Origin of the sequence: Dyadobacter sp. SG02 (assembly GCF_900109045.1) — a bacterium.
GTDB lineage: Bacteria > Bacteroidota > Bacteroidia > Cytophagales > Spirosomataceae > Dyadobacter.
Window position 1 is genome coordinate 17,779 of sequence record NZ_FNYL01000021.1, and the last position, 17,836, is coordinate 35,614.

17 protein-coding genes are annotated in these 17,836 nt (G+C 49.1%); 8 read left to right on the forward strand and 9 right to left on the reverse strand.

Features of this window, described 5'->3' with window-relative positions:
• Positions 1-5: 5 nt before the first annotated feature.
• Positions 6-959, reverse strand: a complete 954-nt coding sequence (locus BMW93_RS33035) for an L-threonylcarbamoyladenylate synthase (protein WP_090386746.1) — start codon at positions 957-959, stop codon at positions 6-8.
• A gap of 169 nt (positions 960-1,128) precedes the next feature.
• Between BMW93_RS33035 and BMW93_RS33040 the strand changes: the two genes are divergently transcribed.
• The 3 genes from BMW93_RS33040 to BMW93_RS33050 all read left to right on the forward strand — a co-directional run bounded on the left by BMW93_RS33040 (position 1,129) and on the right by BMW93_RS33050 (position 4,373).
• Entirely contained in the window at positions 1,129-2,868 is a 1,740-nt protein-coding gene (locus BMW93_RS33040; protein ID WP_090386748.1) for a GMC oxidoreductase, read from the forward strand.
• A gap of 29 nt (positions 2,869-2,897) precedes the next feature.
• Positions 2,898-3,533, forward strand: coding sequence for a gluconate 2-dehydrogenase subunit 3 family protein (locus tag BMW93_RS33045; RefSeq protein WP_090386750.1), 636 nt, complete (start codon positions 2,898-2,900; stop codon positions 3,531-3,533).
• Positions 3,534-3,641: 108 nt separating this feature from the next.
• Complete coding sequence (locus BMW93_RS33050) at positions 3,642-4,373, forward strand: class I SAM-dependent methyltransferase (RefSeq protein ID WP_090386751.1); 732 nt, start codon at positions 3,642-3,644, stop codon at positions 4,371-4,373.
• A gap of 74 nt (positions 4,374-4,447) precedes the next feature.
• On the opposite strand, the gene BMW93_RS33055 is transcribed toward BMW93_RS33050, so the two are convergent.
• The 5 genes from BMW93_RS33055 to folP form a co-directional block, all read right to left on the reverse strand.
• The gene (locus tag BMW93_RS33055; RefSeq protein ID WP_090386753.1) at positions 4,448-6,061 is read right to left on the reverse strand and encodes an ABC-F family ATP-binding cassette domain-containing protein; all 1,614 of its coding nucleotides are present in this window, start codon (positions 6,059-6,061) and stop codon (positions 4,448-4,450) included.
• A 139-nt stretch (positions 6,062-6,200) separates the two neighbouring features.
• The gene (locus BMW93_RS33060) at positions 6,201-7,475 is read right to left on the reverse strand and encodes a hypothetical protein (RefSeq protein ID WP_090386755.1); all 1,275 of its coding nucleotides are present in this window, start codon (positions 7,473-7,475) and stop codon (positions 6,201-6,203) included.
• A gap of 168 nt (positions 7,476-7,643) precedes the next feature.
• Positions 7,644-7,907: a 30S ribosomal protein S20 gene (rpsT, locus tag BMW93_RS33065; RefSeq protein ID WP_019944067.1), complete on the reverse strand. Its 264-nt coding sequence runs from the start codon at positions 7,905-7,907 to the stop codon at positions 7,644-7,646.
• Positions 7,908-8,010: 103 nt separating this feature from the next.
• Positions 8,011-8,814, reverse strand: a complete 804-nt coding sequence (cdaA, locus tag BMW93_RS33070; protein ID WP_090386757.1) for a diadenylate cyclase CdaA — start codon at positions 8,812-8,814, stop codon at positions 8,011-8,013.
• 37 nt (positions 8,815-8,851) lie between these two features.
• Positions 8,852-9,703 carry a dihydropteroate synthase gene (folP, locus tag BMW93_RS33075; protein ID WP_090386759.1) on the reverse strand — a complete coding sequence of 284 codons (852 nt, stop codon included), beginning with the start codon at positions 9,701-9,703 and terminating at the stop codon, positions 8,852-8,854.
• 84 nt (positions 9,704-9,787) lie between these two features.
• Here folP and BMW93_RS33080 point away from each other — a divergent pair, with 84 nt between their 5' ends.
• The 3 genes from BMW93_RS33080 to BMW93_RS33090 are packed head-to-tail and all read left to right on the forward strand — an operon-like array spanning position 9,788 to position 11,983.
• Entirely contained in the window at positions 9,788-10,333 is a 546-nt protein-coding gene (locus BMW93_RS33080; protein WP_090386760.1) for a DUF1599 domain-containing protein, read from the forward strand.
• Between the two features lie 32 nt (positions 10,334-10,365).
• A complete protein-coding gene (locus tag BMW93_RS33085) occupies positions 10,366-11,457 on the forward strand; it encodes a BT_3928 family protein (RefSeq protein ID WP_090386761.1) in 1,092 nt (363 codons plus the stop codon).
• 22 nt (positions 11,458-11,479) lie between these two features.
• Complete coding sequence (locus tag BMW93_RS33090; protein ID WP_090386922.1) at positions 11,480-11,983, forward strand: shikimate kinase; 504 nt, start codon at positions 11,480-11,482, stop codon at positions 11,981-11,983.
• Between the two features lie 56 nt (positions 11,984-12,039).
• On the opposite strand, the gene BMW93_RS33095 is transcribed toward BMW93_RS33090, so the two are convergent.
• Positions 12,040-13,599, reverse strand: coding sequence for an OmpP1/FadL family transporter (locus BMW93_RS33095; RefSeq protein WP_090386763.1), 1,560 nt, complete (start codon positions 13,597-13,599; stop codon positions 12,040-12,042).
• A gap of 104 nt (positions 13,600-13,703) precedes the next feature.
• Positions 13,704-14,981, reverse strand: coding sequence for a hypothetical protein (locus BMW93_RS33100; protein ID WP_229241092.1), 1,278 nt, complete (start codon positions 14,979-14,981; stop codon positions 13,704-13,706).
• Positions 14,982-15,171: 190 nt separating this feature from the next.
• Between BMW93_RS33100 and proS the strand changes: the two genes are divergently transcribed.
• Positions 15,172-16,647, forward strand: a complete 1,476-nt coding sequence (proS, locus tag BMW93_RS33105; protein ID WP_090386766.1) for a proline--tRNA ligase — start codon at positions 15,172-15,174, stop codon at positions 16,645-16,647.
• A gap of 68 nt (positions 16,648-16,715) precedes the next feature.
• Entirely contained in the window at positions 16,716-17,144 is a 429-nt protein-coding gene (locus BMW93_RS33110) for a peptidylprolyl isomerase (protein ID WP_090386768.1), read from the forward strand.
• A gap of 59 nt (positions 17,145-17,203) precedes the next feature.
• Here BMW93_RS33110 and BMW93_RS33115 read toward each other — a convergent pair whose 3' ends face one another.
• Complete coding sequence (locus tag BMW93_RS33115; RefSeq protein ID WP_090386770.1) at positions 17,204-17,833, reverse strand: helix-turn-helix domain-containing protein; 630 nt, start codon at positions 17,831-17,833, stop codon at positions 17,204-17,206.
• Between the last annotated feature and the right edge of the window lie 3 nt (positions 17,834-17,836).

The window sequence follows — 17,836 nt, forward strand, 5'->3', positions numbered from 1 at the left end:
CATTGTCAGGCAGGCACCGAAGCGCGTTGCAGGCGGTCGTTGATGGCCAGCCCCAATCCGCTGGACGGTACCAGCTCCGCTTTGATCTCTGAAACAGGTAAGGCATCCAGCTCACGGAGGTACGCGAAAAGGTTGTGCGCAGCCTCTTTCAAATCGCGGTTCGGGCTGAGCAGGCGCTGGTATTTGCGGTCGGCGCCGTCGAGGTACCGATCGAACATCAAATACCCTGTTTCCGCATCGCCCGGCACAATTTCGTCCCTTCTATATAAATGCAATGGCTTCCGCGGTGCGTAATGGCTTTTGAGCATTCCCGGCGCTTTGGGATCGGACGTCGAATGCGGCATCAGCACTACCGGCCCTATCAGCGATTCAATTTCGTTGATGTCAAGCCCACCCAATCGGTACACGATCGTTTCGTCGTTTTCAAAGCTCAATATCGTCGATTCGATCCCTACCTCACATTCACCGCCATCCAGAATGTAAGGAATGCGGTCTCCGAGCTGCTGGTCGACGTGCTCCGGCTTGGTGGGACTAATGTAGCCGAACGGGTTCGCGCTCGGCGCGGCGAGGGGAAAACTCAGTTGTCCGAGCAGTTCGAGCGTGAGCGGGTGGTTGGGAATCCGTACGGCCACCGTATCGAGCCCCGAGGTAACCAGGTCCGGCACAATGTCCTTTTTCGGCAACAGTAAGGTAAGCGGCCCGGGCCAGAAGCGGTCGGCCAGTACCCGCGCCTTTTCCGGGATGTCGGCTACGTAAATAGCCACTTTTTCGATCGAATCAGTATGGATAATGAGCGGATCGAACGCGGGCCGGTTCTTTGCTTCGAAAATAGAAAGCACAGCCTTTTCGTTCAATGCATTGCCCGCCAGGCCGTAAACGGTTTCGGTAGGAATGGCTACTAATTCGCCTTTTATCAGAAATTCTTTTGCGACGTGAAGGTCGCTGCCGGTGACTGCCAAAATATAATTCTGTTTTTAAAATACAAAAATACGGCGGCGCGTAAGAAATCCGAGTATCCGCATTTAGATTGTTTTTAAATAACCAGGAATGATCAAAACTTGGCGCTGCGTTATCTGATACGTGTTTATATTTATTGGTTAAATAGTACTATCTAAACAACCCTTTACTATGTTTCAAATCAAAGAACAACCTGCTGTGTTCGACGTCGCCATCATCGGCTCGGGTGCGGGAGGGGGAATGGCAGCTTATCAACTTGCCAAAGCGGGCGCCAAGGTGGCGCTTTTGGAAGCAGGTGGATATTTCGATCCTGCTGATCCCAAATACATTACGCAGCTGAAATGGCCTTACGAATCGCCACGCCGTGGTGCGGGTAACCACCGTCCGTTTGGTGATTTCGATGCCGCCTGGGGTGGATGGGAAATCGAGGGAGAGCCCTATACACACAAGAACGGAACACAATTCGACTGGTTCAGGTCCCGTATGCTCGGTGGACGTACCAACCACTGGGGACGTATTTCCCTGCGTTTCGGACCCAAAGATTTTAAAAGAAAGAGCATCGACGGCCTCGGCGACGACTGGCCGATCAGCTACGACGATGTGAAACCTTATTACGATCAGGTCGATAAGCTGATCGGTGTTTTCGGAACGGTAGAAGGACTTGACAACGAGCCGGATGGTATCTTCCTGCCTCCGCCAAAGCCGCGTCTGCACGAGCTTTTCCTGAAACAAGCTGGTAAAAAGGCGAATATCCCGGTAATCCCGTCGCGTTTGTCGATCCTTACCAAGCCTATCAACGACCAGCGCGGGGTTTGTTTCTATTGCAGCCAATGCTCGCGGGCGTGCCAGGCTTACGCGGATTTCTCGTCGTCGTCGGTATTGTGTATTCCTGCGATCAAAACCGGTAACGTAACCTTGATCAACAACGCGATGTGCCGCGAGGTACTGACCGATCCTTCAACAGGGCTGGCCACTGGTGTATCTTACATTGATCGTGAAAAACTGACAGAGCATACCGTTAAAGCGAAAGTTGTGGTTCTTGCAGCCAGCGCGGCGGAATCTTCGCGTCTGTTGCTCAACTCGAAATCAGCCCGCCACCCGAATGGTCTGGCCAATTCCAGTGGTGTCGTAGGCCGTTATTTGCACGACTCTACCGGTGCTTCACGCGGCGCATTCCTGCCCCACCTGATGGACCGCAAGCGTTACAACGAGGACGGCGTAGGCGGTATGCACGTGTACACGCCGTGGTGGCTCGACAACAAAAAACTCGACTTCCCGCGTGGTTACCACATCGAATACGGCGGCGGTATGGGTATGCCTGCCTACGGTTTCGGCTCGGGCATTGAAAACCTGAATGGTAAATATCCGACCAAAGCGGGTGTAACCAAGGAAGCGGGCGGCTACGGTGCGTCGCTGAAAGAGGATTATCGTCGTTTCTACGGTGCCAACATCGGTATGGCCGGTCGCGGTGAAGCGGTACCTGATTTTAACAACTACTGTGAGATCGACCCGAACGTGGTGGACAAATTCGGTATTCCGGTACTGCGCTTCCACTACAAATGGTCTGATTATGAGATCAAACAGGCGAAGCACATGCACGATACTTTCGAGGAAATGATCCATGCATTGGGCGGTGTGGCAAATGGTACCAAGCCTGGTGCCGACACCAATTACGGCCTGGCTGCTCCCGGACGTATCATCCACGAAGTAGGCACGGTACGCATGGGCGACGATCAGAAAACTTCCGCATTGAACAAGTTCTCGCAGGCGCACGACGCGAAAAACGTCTTTGTCGTAGACGGTGGCTCGTTCGTCTCACAGGCTGACAAAAACCCTACCTGGACGATCCTCGCACTGTCGATGCGTGCTTCTGAGTACATTATCAATCAGGTTAAACAGAAAAATATCTAACATTTGAACCCTGTTCAAATCATAAGCATATGAAACGCAGAGATTCATTAAAGTCATTGACACTGAGCTCGCTGGGGATCGCCGCATTGAGCCCTCAGGTGGCATTAGCCGAGCAGCGGGAGCTCGAAATGCAAAACCCGCCCGAAACTCCGCTTAAAATTCCGGGAGGACGGACGAAAGAAGAAGCCATCCGCGACGCCAAGATCGCGAAAGAGAAATTCCTGACCGTTGCGGAATTGGCGACAATCAAGGTTTTGGCAGACATTATCATTCCGGCCGATGAGAAATCCGCCAGTGCATCACAAGCAGGCGTGGTGGAGTTCATCGACTTCATTGTGAAGGACATGCCGCAACACCAGACGCCGCTGCGCGGAGGTTTGAGATGGCTCGAACGGGAATCGCTCAACCGTTTCGGCAAAGGGTTTACGCTGGCTACCAAAGCACAGCAAATCCAGATTGTAGACGACATTGCCTATCCTCAAAAAGCGAAACCAATTCACAGCCAGGGTGTTGCATTCTTTACGTTAATGCGTAACCTGACGGCTTCCGGATTTTACACTTCCAAAATCGGTATTGCTGACCTCGATTATAAAGGCAACACGCCGAACGTATGGGAAGGTGTTCCGGCAGATGTGTTGAAACAGTATGGTTTGAGCTACGATTAAGCTTTGAAAGCTCCTTCCAAATCGATAAATGTTAAGAATAAGCGGTGCGCCATTTACAGTCAATGGCGCACTTTTTTTTAACTTTGAGACAAAATCAATCTCCTATACATGCAGTTATCCGACAATGTAAAAGATTCATATTCCAGTCAATATGATGAAAAATCTGTAAACTGGCGTAACACCGGCGCGCGTTACAAGGCGCTTAATATCATTGAACTTTCCAAATCGATCCAGTTTAAAAATGTGCTGGAAGTGGGCGCGGGAGAAGGAAGTGTGCTGAACTGGCTCTCGCAAATGGATTTTTGCAAAGACCTTAATTGCATCGAGATTTCGGAAAGCGGGATCGAAATGATCAAATCCAAACGCATCCCGAACCTGAACGACATTCTCCTTTTCGACGGATATAAGATCCCGTATCCCGATAATCACTTCGATCTCGTCATTTGCTCACACGTTTTGGAGCACGTCGAACATGAAAGGATATTGCTGAGGGAAATCAAGCGGGTGTCGAAATATCAGATTTTTGAAGTACCAATCGATTTTTCGTTCTATGTAGACCGGAAACTAGCGCATTTCCTCGCTTACGGGCACATTAACATTTACACGCCGTCGCTGTTCAGGTTTCTGTTAAAATCTGAGAATTTTGAAGTGAAGAAAGATATAAACTACTTCTATCACGATGATGTTTTGAAGCTGCTTTACGGGAAGAATAAATCGGCCTACTACATTACAAAAATCAAATTCGCGCTTTTGAATATGGTACCCTATTTGAAAGGCATTAAGCCGAGTTCTTATGCGGTTTTGACCGAAAAGACGGCGAAACAGCTTTCTATTTTTTAAAACTGTAATGCATTAGCAAACAGCCCCGCCTCTATTCGAAGCGGGGCTGTTTTGCTATAATCTGAAACTGAAAATCAATACAATTTCTGACGCTGTTGCTTTACGGTTTCGTCCGTCAGGAACTCATCGTAGGTCATCAACTTATCGAGGATTCCTTTTGGTCCTATCTCGATAATGCGGTTCGCGACGGTTTCCACAAACTGGTGATCGTGAGAATAGAACAGCAATGCGCCCGTAAAATCAATCAGACCGTTGTTCAATGCCGTGATCGATTCGAGGTCGAGGTGGTTGGTAGGGTCGTCGAGTACGAGTGCATTCGCGCCTGAGAGCATCGTGCGCGAGAGCATACAACGCACCTTCTCGCCTCCGGAAAGCACTTTCGCTTTTTTCAGCGACTCCTCGCCAGAGAAAAGCATCCGGCCCAGGAAGCCGCGAATGAAACTTTCGTCCTTCTCATCGGAGTACTGCCGCAGCCAGTCCACGAGGTTCAGATCCACATCGAAAAACTGTCCCGGATCTTTCGGGAAATAGGATTTCGTGATGGTAACCCCCCACGTAAAGTCGCCTTTATCAGCCTTATCCACTTCACTTACAATATCAAACAATGCACTGATCGCCAGTACATTCCGACTCACAAATGCAATCTTATCGCCTTTATTAATGGTGAAACTGATGTTTTCGAACAGCTTGGTACCGTCTTCGCCAGTTTTGGAAAGCCCTTCCACGCGCAAAATCTGGTCACCCACCTCGCGCTCCGATTTGAATGCGATGTAAGGATATTTGCGGGAAGATGGCTTGATATCGTCCACGGTAAGTTTTTCGAGCAACTTAGCGCGCGAAGTAGCCTGTTTCGATTTGGAAGCATTCGCGCTGAAACGGCGGATGAAGTCTTCCAATTCCTTACGCTTGTCTTCTGCCTTCTTGTTCGCATCCTGGCGCTGCTTCAATGCCAGCTGGCTCGATTGGTACCAGAATGAATAGTTCCCCGAGAACATCTGAACCTTGCTGAAATCGATATCCACGACGTGCGTACAAACCTCATCGAGGAAGTGACGGTCGTGAGAAACCACGATCACCGTATTTTTAAAATCCGCGAGGAAGTTTTCGAGCCACAATACCGTCTCTACGTCAAGATTGTTGGTAGGCTCATCGAGCAAGAGCACGTCGGGATTACCGAAAAGTGCTTGTGCAAGCAGAACTCGTACCTTATCGTTCGCATTGAGGTCACCCATCAGCGAATGGTGCAGGTCTTCGCCCAAACTCAGACCGCTCAAAAGCTGCGCAGCTTCTGTTTCGGCCTCCCAGCCATTCAAATCTGCGAATTCCGCTTCCAGGTCCGCTGCTTTTTCACCATCAGCGTCTGTAAAATCCTCTTTCGCGTAAATGGCTTCCCGCTCCTTCATTACTTTATAAAGACGCTCGTGGCCGAGTATCACGGTGTCCATCACGGTGTACGCATCAAACTCGAACTGGTCCTGTTTCAGGAACGTCATACGCTCGCCCGGGTTCATGCTTACATTACCGGTCTGCGGCTCGATTTCACCTGAAAGAATCTTCAAAAATGTGGATTTCCCGGCTCCGTTAGCGCCAATTACGCCATAGCAGTTACCAGGGACAAACTTTATATTTACTTCGTCGAACAATACCCTTTTACCGTATCGCAGCGATACGTTCTGAACCGTAATCATCTGAAAATTGATTATTTATGAATGAGACCGCAAAATTACAAAAATCGGTCTGATTTAGCATCCTTGCGTAAACTAAATGCAAACAAAACAGGCCGGTAACAAACCGGCCTGCGTATTAAAATCGGGGATTATATGCCTGTCAGGGGATCACACGCAATGTATGCGCGCCCTTAGCCACACTTACCTTCGCGCCCTGCTTTTTCAATGCCGGCGTATCGCCTTTGGTCACCGACCAGAATTCCACGCCACCGTTGCCGCTGCCGTATTCAAGGTATTCAAACACAGAAACCGCTACGTTAGAGCCGTCTTTGTCGAAAGCTACGCTCTGAGGATAAATGCCGTCGAAAGGATAATCGGCTACTTTGGTCAATGCGCCGGTGGCTGCTACCTTATATAATGAGAGCGAAGCGCCAGTTCCTGCTCCTGCTTCCGCCCAGGGCGAGCCGCTCTTGCCTGCGTTGGCAGTTACGAGCAAAGTACCGTCCGGGCTTAATGCGAACGAACCGGTATTCAAACCAATCGGTACCTGACCGGCCACTTTGTGCTCAACGGCTCCGTCCATCGAGAAATCCACCACAAAAATTTCGCCTTCGCCAGCGCCCTTACCCGGTGTGCCTTTGCTGTCGAGGACGAAATAATGCTTGCCATCGGCCGTAAATCTTCCGAAAGTAGGATCTACACCTACTTTCACAGGCTTGCCTACCATTTCTACGTTTTTCAGCTTTCCGGCTTCGCGGATCACTTTATACAGTCCAACTTCATTCGAATTGTCAAGGGAGAATGCGATGAAATCCCCGGACGGGTGCCACGAAATGTCTACAATGCGGTTGGTACTATCCAATCCGGAAGGCAGGTTCAGGAACCTCGCAGGCTTGCCGTCGGGTCCTGCTTCGATGAACACGAGTTCTTTGCCGGTATCGTTGGTAGCGAGGATCAGCTCATTTTTATTGACATCGATGGAAGTCGGCTTTTTACCTACCGGGAAGCCAAACTTAGCCTTCGGTGCCGCCAGATTACTGATGTCTACTACAAACAGCTTCTCCCCTGCCGGAAACTCTTTGGAAAGATCTTTGTATTCTCCTACGCCGTCCTCCGGTCTGATCCGGTTTTCAAGCACGAATGCGAGCGTTCCGGTTGGCGACACGGCCAGCGTTTTGGAATATCCCAGTGCGGAATTGGAAACCAGGGCGCTTCCCAGGCCTTTGCTTCCTCTTTCGATAGGGAATTTGATGGTAGTAAGTTGGTCTTTTGATGTGTTGTCTCTTAATAGCTTTCCATCCACCAATGCAGAAGCTGCCAAATCGGCATCGGACACTACAACCAGACCACGGGCATTGAAAGAGATGGGTGATTGGGCCATCGCCGGGATGCTTCCCAACGCAGCCAAACCAGCAAAGAATGCAACTTTTTTCATAGAAAAGAATTTAAGTTTTAGGTGGTTTGAACAATTTGAGCTTACATCAAAAGAACCTTGCAGGGACGTTTATACCCGTACAAGGTTCCTTTTAGAACGCGCAATATACAATAAAAAGAAAAACCCCGGCAAGCATTTGCCGGGGTTTCGGATCACACGAAGTAAAAATTACGCTGCAACAGCAAGTCCGTTGACGAATTTCGCCAGTTTAGACTTCTGATTAGAAGCTTTCTTCTTGTGGATGATATTTTTCTTTGCCAAACGATCCAACATTGAAGACACAGTTTTGTAAACTTCAACAGCTACTGCCTTATCAGTCGTTTCACGCAATTTCTTGATGTATGAACGGGTAGTTTTGTGCTGGTAACGATTACGCAAACGCTTGGTTTCGTTCGCGCGGATTCTTTTTAAAGCTGATTTATGATTTGCCATTTGTAATGAATATTTTTCTATTTCTCATTTCGGTCTGCAAAAATAGAAATTGCTTCCCAAAACGCCAAATTTCCTTCCAAAATATATTTTAATTAAAATAAACCTACTTCGGCATGCGCTGCACATCCGAGGCCAGGTACTCTTCGATCCGCGATTCGAGCTCGTTGTAAGGGATGTTGCTGTGCAGCTCGCCTTCCACGGCCAGTGATATTTTACCGGTTTGTTCGGAAATCACGATCACGATCGCATCGGTTGCCTCGCTCATGCCCATCGCAGCACGATGCCGGAAGCCCAGTGACGACGGGACATCGACGCCATCCGCGACCGGTAACACGCAACGCGCCGCTTTCAGCACGCCGTCCACGATAATTACCGCGCCGTCGTGCAGCTCGCTATACTGATTGAATAGCGATACGAGCAACGGCTTCGAAACGCGTGCATCGAGCATTTCACCGGTTTCTACATATTTGCCCAGATCGTCGCGCTTGTTGAGCACAATCAATGCGCCGGTAAAGTTCGTTGCAATGGTTTTGCTCGCGTCGATCACTTCTCTCAGGTTTTTTACCTTGAAATCCATCATCGAATTACCGATCAGCTTTTTGAGAAAACCATTATTGGTATAAATCGTCGATTTACCGATGATGAGCAGAAAGCGCCGGATTTCCTGTTGGAAAATCACGATCAATGCCACCGCACCGACGCCCATAAAGTATTGCAGGATGGCCGTCAGCAAGCCTAGGCCGAGCCCCTTGACCACCAGATAGAAGACGTAGACGAACAAATAACCGAGAAAAACCCTGCTTGCAATACTCCCCCGAACAAGGGTATATACCTGATAAAGAAGAATGGACACTAAAAAAACATCCAGGATATCAGCCCAATTGATGTTCAGAAAACCCACACGCATACGAAAGGTGATATTTTAGAGCGACTAAATTACTATTTTAATTTGGATAGTTACCGGCGGCCATCCAGAGTTTTACCGCTTCCACGGCCGGTTTCACATCGTGCACCCGCAGGATCGACGCACCGCGTTCCAACGCCAGCGTATTGAGCACCGTGGTACCGTTCAACGCTTCATCGGGCGAAATATGCAGGGTTTTATAAATCGTCGTCTTCCGCGAAATACCCACCAGCACCGGGTAACCGAGCAATTTGAACTGTTCCAGCTCCCGCATCAGCTCGAAATTCTGCGCGATGGTCTTCGCAAATCCGAAACCCGGATCGATAATCAGGTCGGCAACTCCTTTGCTTTGCAAGATTATTGCCTTTTCCCTCAGATCACGAAGAATGTCCGGCACGAGGCGTTCGTAATGCGTCAGATCGTTCATCGTTTGCGGTGTCCCGCGCATATGCATTAATATGTACGGTACGCGCAGGCGGGCGACGGTGTCGAAGATCGCGTCGTCGAGCGTTCCGCCGGCCACGTCGTTAATGATATGCGCGCCTTTGCGAATGCCCCTTTCAGCGACTTCGGCCCGAAAGGTATCAACAGAAATGATGAGGTCGGGGAAAAATTTAGCTAATGGCTCCACGGCCGATTCGATACGGTCGGCTTCTTCTTGCGCGCTCACTTCACGTGCACCCGGACGCGTGGAATACCCACCGATGTCGATCATGCCGGCCCCCTCGGAAAGCATTTGGCCAGCCTTTTCGACGATCTCGTCCACCGCTGCGACCCGGCTCCCGGAGTAAAAGGAGTCGGGTGTGATATTCATAATGCCCATCACCACGGGCGTCGACAGATCGAGCAGCGTGCCCCGGATATTGAGCGTTTTTTTACTAACTTGCAACATAAATTCTTTTCAAAAACAGGCAAAGGAATGAATATCAAAGCATTCTCTTCCTACCGTCTGAAAGTCTAAAACTCATTTGAAACAGTGAAATCCACAGAATCGGAATATCAGGAAATCATTCAGTATTGCCAAGATCTTTTTACAAAAAAAAACAAGGACTACGGAACATCCTGGCGTATCCTGCGGCTACCTTCAATTACCGATCAAATCTTTATCAAAGCCCAGCGCATCCGTACCATTCAGGACAAGGGCGTGCAGAAAGTGAATGAGGACGTGTCTTCCGAATTCATCGGTATCATTAATTACTGTGTGATGGCACTGATCCAGATCGCGGCGAAAGAGCAAAACGAAAACATCGACGATTCCGCATTAACAATTCTTTACAATTCCCAGGTGAACGAAGTGAAGGAATTGTTGTTTAATAAAAACCATGATTATGGTGAGGCGTGGCGTGACATGCGTGTGAGCTCCATGACCGACATCATTCTCATGAAACTGCTAAGGATCAAACAAATCGAAGACAATCAGGGACATACGCTCGTTTCAGAGGGTGTAAAAGCCGGGTACCAGGATATTATTAACTATTCGGTATTCTGCCTGATCAAATCGAACGCCTTACAGACCAACTAACAAAGACACACCAAACCGCCGTCCAGTTTGCAATGAAAATCTTTGCCCAGATCTCACGAGTTGTAGTAGGATTACTGTTCATTTTCTCCGGAATCATCAAGCTGAACGACCCCATCGGGACACAGTACAAGCTGGAAGAATACTTCGAGGTTTTCGCGACCGACCTTCCCGCATTGCATGATTTCTTCATGGGACTGGTACCGCTGGCGCTGTATTTCTCGGTATTCCTTTGTACGGCGGAGGTTGTGCTGGGCATTGCATTACTCGTCGCTTACAAGCCGAAAACCATTTCCTGGCTGCTACTGGCGATCATTGTATTTTTTACATTCCTGACATTCTATTCGGCGTATTTCAATAAAGTCACCGATTGCGGCTGCTTCGGGGCGGCGATTAAGCTCACGCCGTGGACCTCGTTTGGCAAGGATATATTCTTGTTGGTGCTGATCCTGGTGATCGTATATTACCGAAAGAAATTCAAATCGTACCCGACGGGAATCATTGTGGTAATCTCCACCCTCGTTTCGCTGGGCGTTGCCGTTTACGCGTTGCGTCACCTGCCGATTGTGGATTTGCTGCCTTACCGCGTAGGCGCGAGCATCCCGGCGCAGATGAAAAATTCGGAGCCTTTGCGATATCAGTACATATTTGAAAAAGACGGCAAAACGCTTGAATATGAGCAATATCCGAGTGATACTACCTTGAAATTCAAGGAAATGATCGTACTCAACGAAGATGCGAAACCAAAAATCACGGATTATAAAGTCTGGAACGATGCGGGAGATTTCACGGAGGGTACATTCCAGGGCAAAAAACTTTTCCTGATCATTAAAAGCCTTACCGACATTAATACCGCCGCATTGCCGGATATTAACAAGCTGATTAATAACGTGAAAGGTAAGGGAGTCGAGCCGATTATCCTTACTTCGGGAAACAGCGCCGATATCGAGAATTTCCTTTCGCAACATCAGCTTACTGCTCCATATTATTATGTAGATGCGACGGTACTAAAAACCATTTCGCGCTCGAACCCGGGCCTGTGGCTACTGAAAGACGGCATTGTGAAAGGCAAATGGCATTACAACGACACCCCGACTGCCGAAGAAGTGGTGGGCCTAGTCAAATAATGTGACCGACACCAACATCAGAATGAAGAATATAATACTCGTCGGGATGATGTCTTCCGGCAAAACGACGTTGGGCAAAAAGCTCGCGCGTGCCTTGAATTACCAGTTCGTAGACCTCGATAAGCTGATCGAGAAAGACCAGGGAATGGAGATTTCCTCCATTTTCGCGCAGCAAGGGGAAAGCTATTTCCGCGAGGTAGAAAGCCGGATTTTAAAGGAAACCGCCATCCAAAAAGGCATTGTACTCGCTTCCGGTGGCGGAACTCCCTGTTTCTTCGATAATATGGATGTGATCAAAGAAATGGGCGTCAGTATTTTCCTCGACGTTCCCGCCGTGGATCTTGCCAAAAGGATCGAAAACCACGGCAAGGACGACCGCCCTATTCTCTCCGGCGCTGCCTCGCTCGTCGACACGCTGCAAAGCCGCATTACCGACCGGCTCCCGTATTACTCGAAGGCTGATTTTACATTGAAAGGGGAAATAGACGTCAGCCATTTACTCGAAGTGCTTACGCCTCTGTTATAACTGAAAAAACCTGCGATGAGCAGGTTTTTTCAGTTATAACCTTTAACAAATATCGATCAGAAGAATACCCCACCGGTCAGCATCACATTCACCGGCCGGTTTTTAATTTCAACCGATGCAAAGTTTTTGGGATCGTTGAGATAATACGGTGTGTAGGCTGATTTGTAAGTAGCAAATGTGCCCGTCAAATCCACAAAAAAGCGATCATTACGCACACCTACACCCGCTGAAAACAACAGTTTACTGCGATCGATGCCGTCCGTGCGGTCAAGGTAGGGGTCGGAAATGTACGCCCCGCCGATGCGCGCACGGAAGATTTTTGCCCGGATCTCCCCGCCAAGCCGGAAGTTAACGGTATTGCGGAATGTGTCTTTGACATCCGCTTTTGTATTATCCTTAAAGTCCTGATTACCTGTCGCATCCAGAAAACTGGTCCTGGCCCGCATGCCGCTGTAACCTGCATATTCAATGGTCGCAGTGAGAAAACCTTTATTCTGGAAAAACACTGTCCCACCCAGGTTCCCGCGTATCGGGCCGATGAGGGTATATTCAAAGTCGTTGGGCGAAATGGGTAGCGAGGTATAGGGCGGGGTAATCAGATTTCCATCCGCGTCCTTCACCTTTCCGCCGACAAAACCCGCCGCTACACTTTGGCTGTATGTTTCCTTGATCGCGCTGAAAGTCGGACTAATGAGCGTTCCTCCGATCTGGAACATCGGATTGATTTTGTAAATAGCACCCAGCGACGCATTGAATCCGGTACCACGCACCGTAAAATCTTCAAACTGATCAATGTAGGTCAACGCCGGGCTGTTGATATAATCGTCGCTGAACCTGGACGAATATTCGTATTTGATCCTGCTAAATCCTACATTACCTCCGAGGTAAAACTTATCATTCAGGTTGCCCGCGTAGGCGAATGTCCATTGCGATGTAGCTCCCTTAGAGGTAAAGTCACCTGATTGATCTACCACGCTCTGCCCGTCTATTGCGGTGAAAGGAGGGCCCGAGGCACTAGTAGGGTTAATCAGGTACATTTGATAATAGGCTACCGGTATAGAGTTGGCTACCGGATTGCCTCCCGGATTATTTTGCAAACCATCTTCCAGTTCTTTGATCGTGTAAGGAGGATTTGCATTGTTGACATTCTCCAATACATTATCAATGTATGCGCTATTATTGTTCCTTCCGCCGTAGAGATATCCGTTCTGAAATGATTGCTGGCGTGAAAACGAGACCCCAAATGAGGACCGCTTCCACTTCCGCTGAAATCCGGGCTGGCTGGCAAACACGATAGAGGCTTGCGGAATGTTAAACAGGCTGCTGCTTTGCTTATCGGTATTTCCCAGGTAACTCGCCGAGGTTCCGGCGATCGTCACCGCCGGGCTGAATGTAAACTCAGAGCGGCTATAAAACCCTAATCCCGCCGGGTTCCCATAGATGGAGCTGGCGTCACCGCCGATGGCTGCGTGGTTCCCGCCCAGCGCCTGAAAGCGTGCCGTTCCGGTCTGGTTGATTTCTGAATACCGAAGGGCGTCGGTAGCGTATTGTGCGAACGCAACTGATGAAGTGAGTAGCGACAATATGAGCGCTATTCCTGAGTATGGTTTAGACATGGCAATTAATGCTTTTTTTCAACACAATTTAAACGAAAACCCTGCAAAATTATGACATCTTGCAGGGTTTGACATGAGTATCTCTGTTTCAGGACAATCGTAAATTATCTTGGCCCTCTCGAAGACCGGCTTGAACTTCCGCCACCGCCGCCACCACCGGATGGAGCGCTGTAACTTCTGGAAGGAGCACTGTAAGATGGCTGAGACGGCTGACTGTAAGTCCGGGTCGGAGCGCTGTAAGATTCACTTCTTGGGGTCGAATAGCTTCGGCTAGGCGTACTGTAATCCGACTGGCTTCTCGACGGCACACTGTATGAAGGCGTGCTGTAAGTAGAAGAGGAACCTCTGGACGAACGCGGCGATGAGTAAGATCCGCCATTGGTGTTTCCGCCTTCAGACGAGTAGTTACCCGAATTGGCAGAACGAGGGCGTGAGTAATATACATTGCCGCCATCCACTGCACCACGTGAACCGTAAGATTCACCGCTGGTTCTTCCGCCGCCGTTTGCTACGGCATTACCGCGACCCGAACGTTCAGATCTTGGCGAAGAGTAAGTATCTCCTGAAATTACCCGGTTACCATTGCGGCTTCCTCTTGTTGTAGTTTCAGAACGTGACGAGTTCACGAAGTTCGAATTGTAACGTTCGCTGCTGCGGTTCCTGCTCGCATCCACTACACGCGGGCCGTAGGTTCTTGAATAGCCTCTTTCCGGGTTGTTGATCACGATAACAGGACGGCTGTAAGCCCAGGGCGAATATCCGTAACCTCCGTAGAAGCTGTCGTAATAGCCACCACCCCAGCCGTACATGCTGTTGTAACCCCAGGGGCTGTACCCCCACGGACTGTAACCAAATGGATCATAGCCATAGCCCATCATACCGCCATAACCCAGCATGCTGCCGTAGCCCCATGGCGAGTAGCCGAACCCTGATCCGTAACCGAATCCAAATGAAGGACGCATTCTGAACCCGCCGTAACCGAAGTTAAGCGACAGACCTGCATAGCTGCCGGGCCAGTAAGAGCCCAAACCACCATAATAAGGATTATTTAAGCTGGCTGAATTATAGCCATCGACAAAACCGGCATTGTAGCCAACGTCTGTCGATACCTGCCGTTTTACGTTTCTGGACGAAACATAATTTTCGTCGTAATAGTCTGCTGTTCCGTTTTCGGAATTGTTGCCGGTATAAGCATAGTCCGGATTATCCGAACGGGAGACTTCCTGATCACCTCCGCGGTCGGCCAATACGAGGCCTCCGCCGGAGCTTCCTCCGTAGAGATCATCATATCCGTCGCCCGAGCGTGATGCATATTGATTCGAAGTACATCCCCAAGCTCCCAACAACACCAGCAAAGACAAATGTTTTGCTTTATTGAACATACTCATGGCTTTTGAAGGATTAAAAGTTTGTTGCTAATATAGTTAAAAAACCTGTTCCCAATATCAAGTAAACGTCCGTAACTATACATTAATTCCAAAGTTAACATAAAAAACTATCTTTGCAACTCCCTTGAAAAACAGGCCTGGATTAACGTAATACTCCATTTCATTTCCAAAATAATACAAAGTAATGAGTAAAGCCTTGCCAACACGAAGTGAAAACTACTCCGAATGGTACAATGAGTTAGTGAAACGCGCCGACCTGGCCGAAAACTCTCCGGTGAGAGGTTGTATGGTGATCAAACCGTACGGATACTCCATCTGGGAAAAAATGCAGCGCGCGCTGGATGACATGTTCAAGGAAACAGGCCATACGAACGCCTATTTCCCGCTTTTCATCCCGAAATCGTACCTGAGCAAGGAGGCTTCGCATGTGGAGGGATTTGCCAAAGAGTGTGCGGTAGTGACGCATTACCGCCTCAAAAACGATCCTGACGGCAAAGGGGTGATCGTTGACCCGGATGCGAAACTGGAAGAAGAACTGATCGTTCGCCCGACGTCGGAAACGGTGATCTGGAGCACTTATAAAAACTGGATCCAGTCGTACCGCGATTTGCCGTTGCTCATCAACCAATGGGCGAACGTCGTGCGCTGGGAAATGCGTACACGCCTGTTCCTGCGTACGGCCGAGTTCCTGTGGCAGGAAGGCCACACCGCGCATGCAACCGCACAGGAGGCGATCGCCGAAACGAAGCAAATGCTTGAAATATACGCGCAGTTCGCCGAAGAATGGATGGCTGTTCCGGTTATCAAAGGGGTGAAAACAGCTAACGAACGTTTCGCAGGCGCCGAAGATACCTATTGCATCGAAGCCATGATGCAGGACGGAAAAGCATTGCAAGCAGGGACCTCCCATTTCCTGGGCCAGAATTTCGCGACTGCATTCGATGTGAAATTTCAGGATAAGGAAGGCAAGCTGGATTACGTTTGGGGAACTTCATGGGGCGTAAGTACACGTCTGATGGGCGCGCTCATTATGGCGCATTCGGACGACGCCGGTCTGGTGTTGCCTCCGAAACTGGCACCTATCCAGGTCGTGATCGTGCCTATTTACCGGAATGACGAGCAACTCGCGCAGATTTCCGAGAAAGTGGGGGAAATCACGAAAGACCTGAAAAAACTGGGTATCAGCGTAAAATACGACAATAGCGACAATACGAAGCCAGGTTTTAAATTCGCGGAATACGAATTGAAAGGTGTTCCTGTAAGACTTGCCATGGGTGGCCGCGACCTCGAAAACGGGACGGTGGAAGTAGCGCGCCGCGATACCAAAACCAAGGAAACGGTTTCGGTAGACGGCATTGCGGCTTACATCCAGAACCTGCTCGAAGACATTCAGGAATCCATTTACAAAAAGGCGCTGACGTTCCGCGAAGAGAATACCTATAAAACAGATTCGTTCGAAGAATTCAACAATATTCTCGATACCAAAGGCGGATTTGTGCTTGCACACTGGGACGGCACTTCCGAGACCGAAGAGAAGATCAAGGAAGAAACCAAAGCGACCATTCGCTGCATTCCTCTGAACCAGGAAGCCGAAGAGGGCGTTTGCATTTACTCGGGCAAGCCTTCGAAAGGACGCGTGGTTTTTGCCCGGGCATACTAATTTACATTCTCATGCATTCGTGAAGATTACTTTACGAATGCTTTTTCCAACCAAATCAATATAGAACTATGAGTCAGGCAAAGGCTGGTGACAAAGTGCTGGTACATTATAAAGGTACCTTACCGGACGGACAACTTTTTGATTCCTCCGAGGGACGTGAGCCTTTGAGCTTCACTCTGGGAAGCGGACAGGTGATCAAAGGATTCGACGATGGCGTAACGGGCATGGAAATCGGCGCGAAAAAGACCATTCATATTCCTAACGAAGAAGCCTATGGTCCACTGAACGATGAGATGATCGTTAAATTCGACCGCGCACAGATTCCGGCTGACATTCCTTTGGAAGTTGGCGGTACGCTGAATATGCACCAGGATGGCGGCCAGGTTATCCCGGTAGTTGTAAGAGAAGTAACTGAAACTTACGTGGTATTGGACGCTAACCACCCGTTGGCGGGCCAGGACCTTATTTTTGAACTGGAATTGGTAGGTATCAACTAATTCTCAGGAAAAACTACAATGGGGGCTTGCAACCGGAAATCCGGATGCAAGCCTCATTTTTATTCCGTCCATTTGAGGCTGAAACTTTCCGGTTTTCCTTTGGAGAGTTTGAGTAAAATCTGCCGCGCGGCAAGATCCTGCAACATGCGTTCGGCCCTTTTTTCGGAGATATTGATGATTTTTGAAAACGCTTTGGCCGTCACGGAATCTGTTTCTTTCAAATAAGTAATTAACGTTTTGACATGCCGCGTGGCCAACAGTTTCTCTGTTTCGCTATCGGCTCCGTTGTAAAGCAACAGCCTGGGAATAGGCATGCTTTTGTCCTTCACACGAATGTAAATGATGCGTTCTCCTTTCTCATTCAATGCGTGATGTGGCTTGTCTTCACTTTCATGGATCGTCACCCGCATTACTTTTTTACCGTCCAGATTCTCGGTCTTGATTTGAACCACCAACTCCGGCTCAATCAGTTTCACCAGCGCTTTTTCGAGCTTTTGTAACTCTCGTAATTCCGATTGTACACCCAGGACAGCCCCATGATCAGCCACGCCGATCAGCAAATCGCCCCCCGAGGTATTGGCGAAGGAAACAATGGTTTTGGCAATCTTGAAAGGACTATCCACCGTTCGCTTGAACTCGATGGTGAGCCCCTCCCCTTCCTTAATCAACTGAATGATACTCTTATCCATGCA

Excerpts from the sequence above, each read along its gene's own strand:
- BMW93_RS33110 (WP_090386768.1), top strand. The coding sequence starts at position 16,716 with ATGAGTCAGGCAAAGGCTGGTGACAAAGTGCTGGTACATTATAAAGGT.
- BMW93_RS33095 (WP_090386763.1), bottom strand. The coding sequence starts at position 13,599 with ATGTCTAAACCATACTCAGGAATAGCGCTCATATTGTCGCTACTCACT.
- BMW93_RS33085 (WP_090386761.1), top strand. The coding sequence starts at position 10,366 with ATGAAAATCTTTGCCCAGATCTCACGAGTTGTAGTAGGATTACTGTTC.
- BMW93_RS33055 (WP_090386753.1), bottom strand. The coding sequence starts at position 6,061 with ATGATTACGGTTCAGAACGTATCGCTGCGATACGGTAAAAGGGTATTG.
- BMW93_RS33060 (WP_090386755.1), bottom strand. The coding sequence starts at position 7,475 with ATGAAAAAAGTTGCATTCTTTGCTGGTTTGGCTGCGTTGGGAAGCATC.
- BMW93_RS33090 (WP_090386922.1), top strand. The coding sequence starts at position 11,480 with ATGAAGAATATAATACTCGTCGGGATGATGTCTTCCGGCAAAACGACG.
- BMW93_RS33100 (WP_229241092.1), bottom strand. The coding sequence starts at position 14,981 with ATGTTCAATAAAGCAAAACATTTGTCTTTGCTGGTGTTGTTGGGAGCT.
- BMW93_RS33045 (WP_090386750.1), top strand. The coding sequence starts at position 2,898 with ATGAAACGCAGAGATTCATTAAAGTCATTGACACTGAGCTCGCTGGGG.
- BMW93_RS33040 (WP_090386748.1), top strand. The coding sequence starts at position 1,129 with ATGTTTCAAATCAAAGAACAACCTGCTGTGTTCGACGTCGCCATCATC.
- folP (WP_090386759.1), bottom strand. The coding sequence starts at position 9,703 with ATGTTGCAAGTTAGTAAAAAAACGCTCAATATCCGGGGCACGCTGCTC.
- BMW93_RS33050 (WP_090386751.1), top strand. The coding sequence starts at position 3,642 with ATGCAGTTATCCGACAATGTAAAAGATTCATATTCCAGTCAATATGAT.
- BMW93_RS33115 (WP_090386770.1), bottom strand. The coding sequence starts at position 17,833 with ATGGATAAGAGTATCATTCAGTTGATTAAGGAAGGGGAGGGGCTCACC.
- rpsT (WP_019944067.1), bottom strand. The coding sequence starts at position 7,907 with ATGGCAAATCATAAATCAGCTTTAAAAAGAATCCGCGCGAACGAAACC.
- cdaA (WP_090386757.1), bottom strand. The coding sequence starts at position 8,814 with ATGCGTGTGGGTTTTCTGAACATCAATTGGGCTGATATCCTGGATGTT.
- proS (WP_090386766.1), top strand. The coding sequence starts at position 15,172 with ATGAGTAAAGCCTTGCCAACACGAAGTGAAAACTACTCCGAATGGTAC.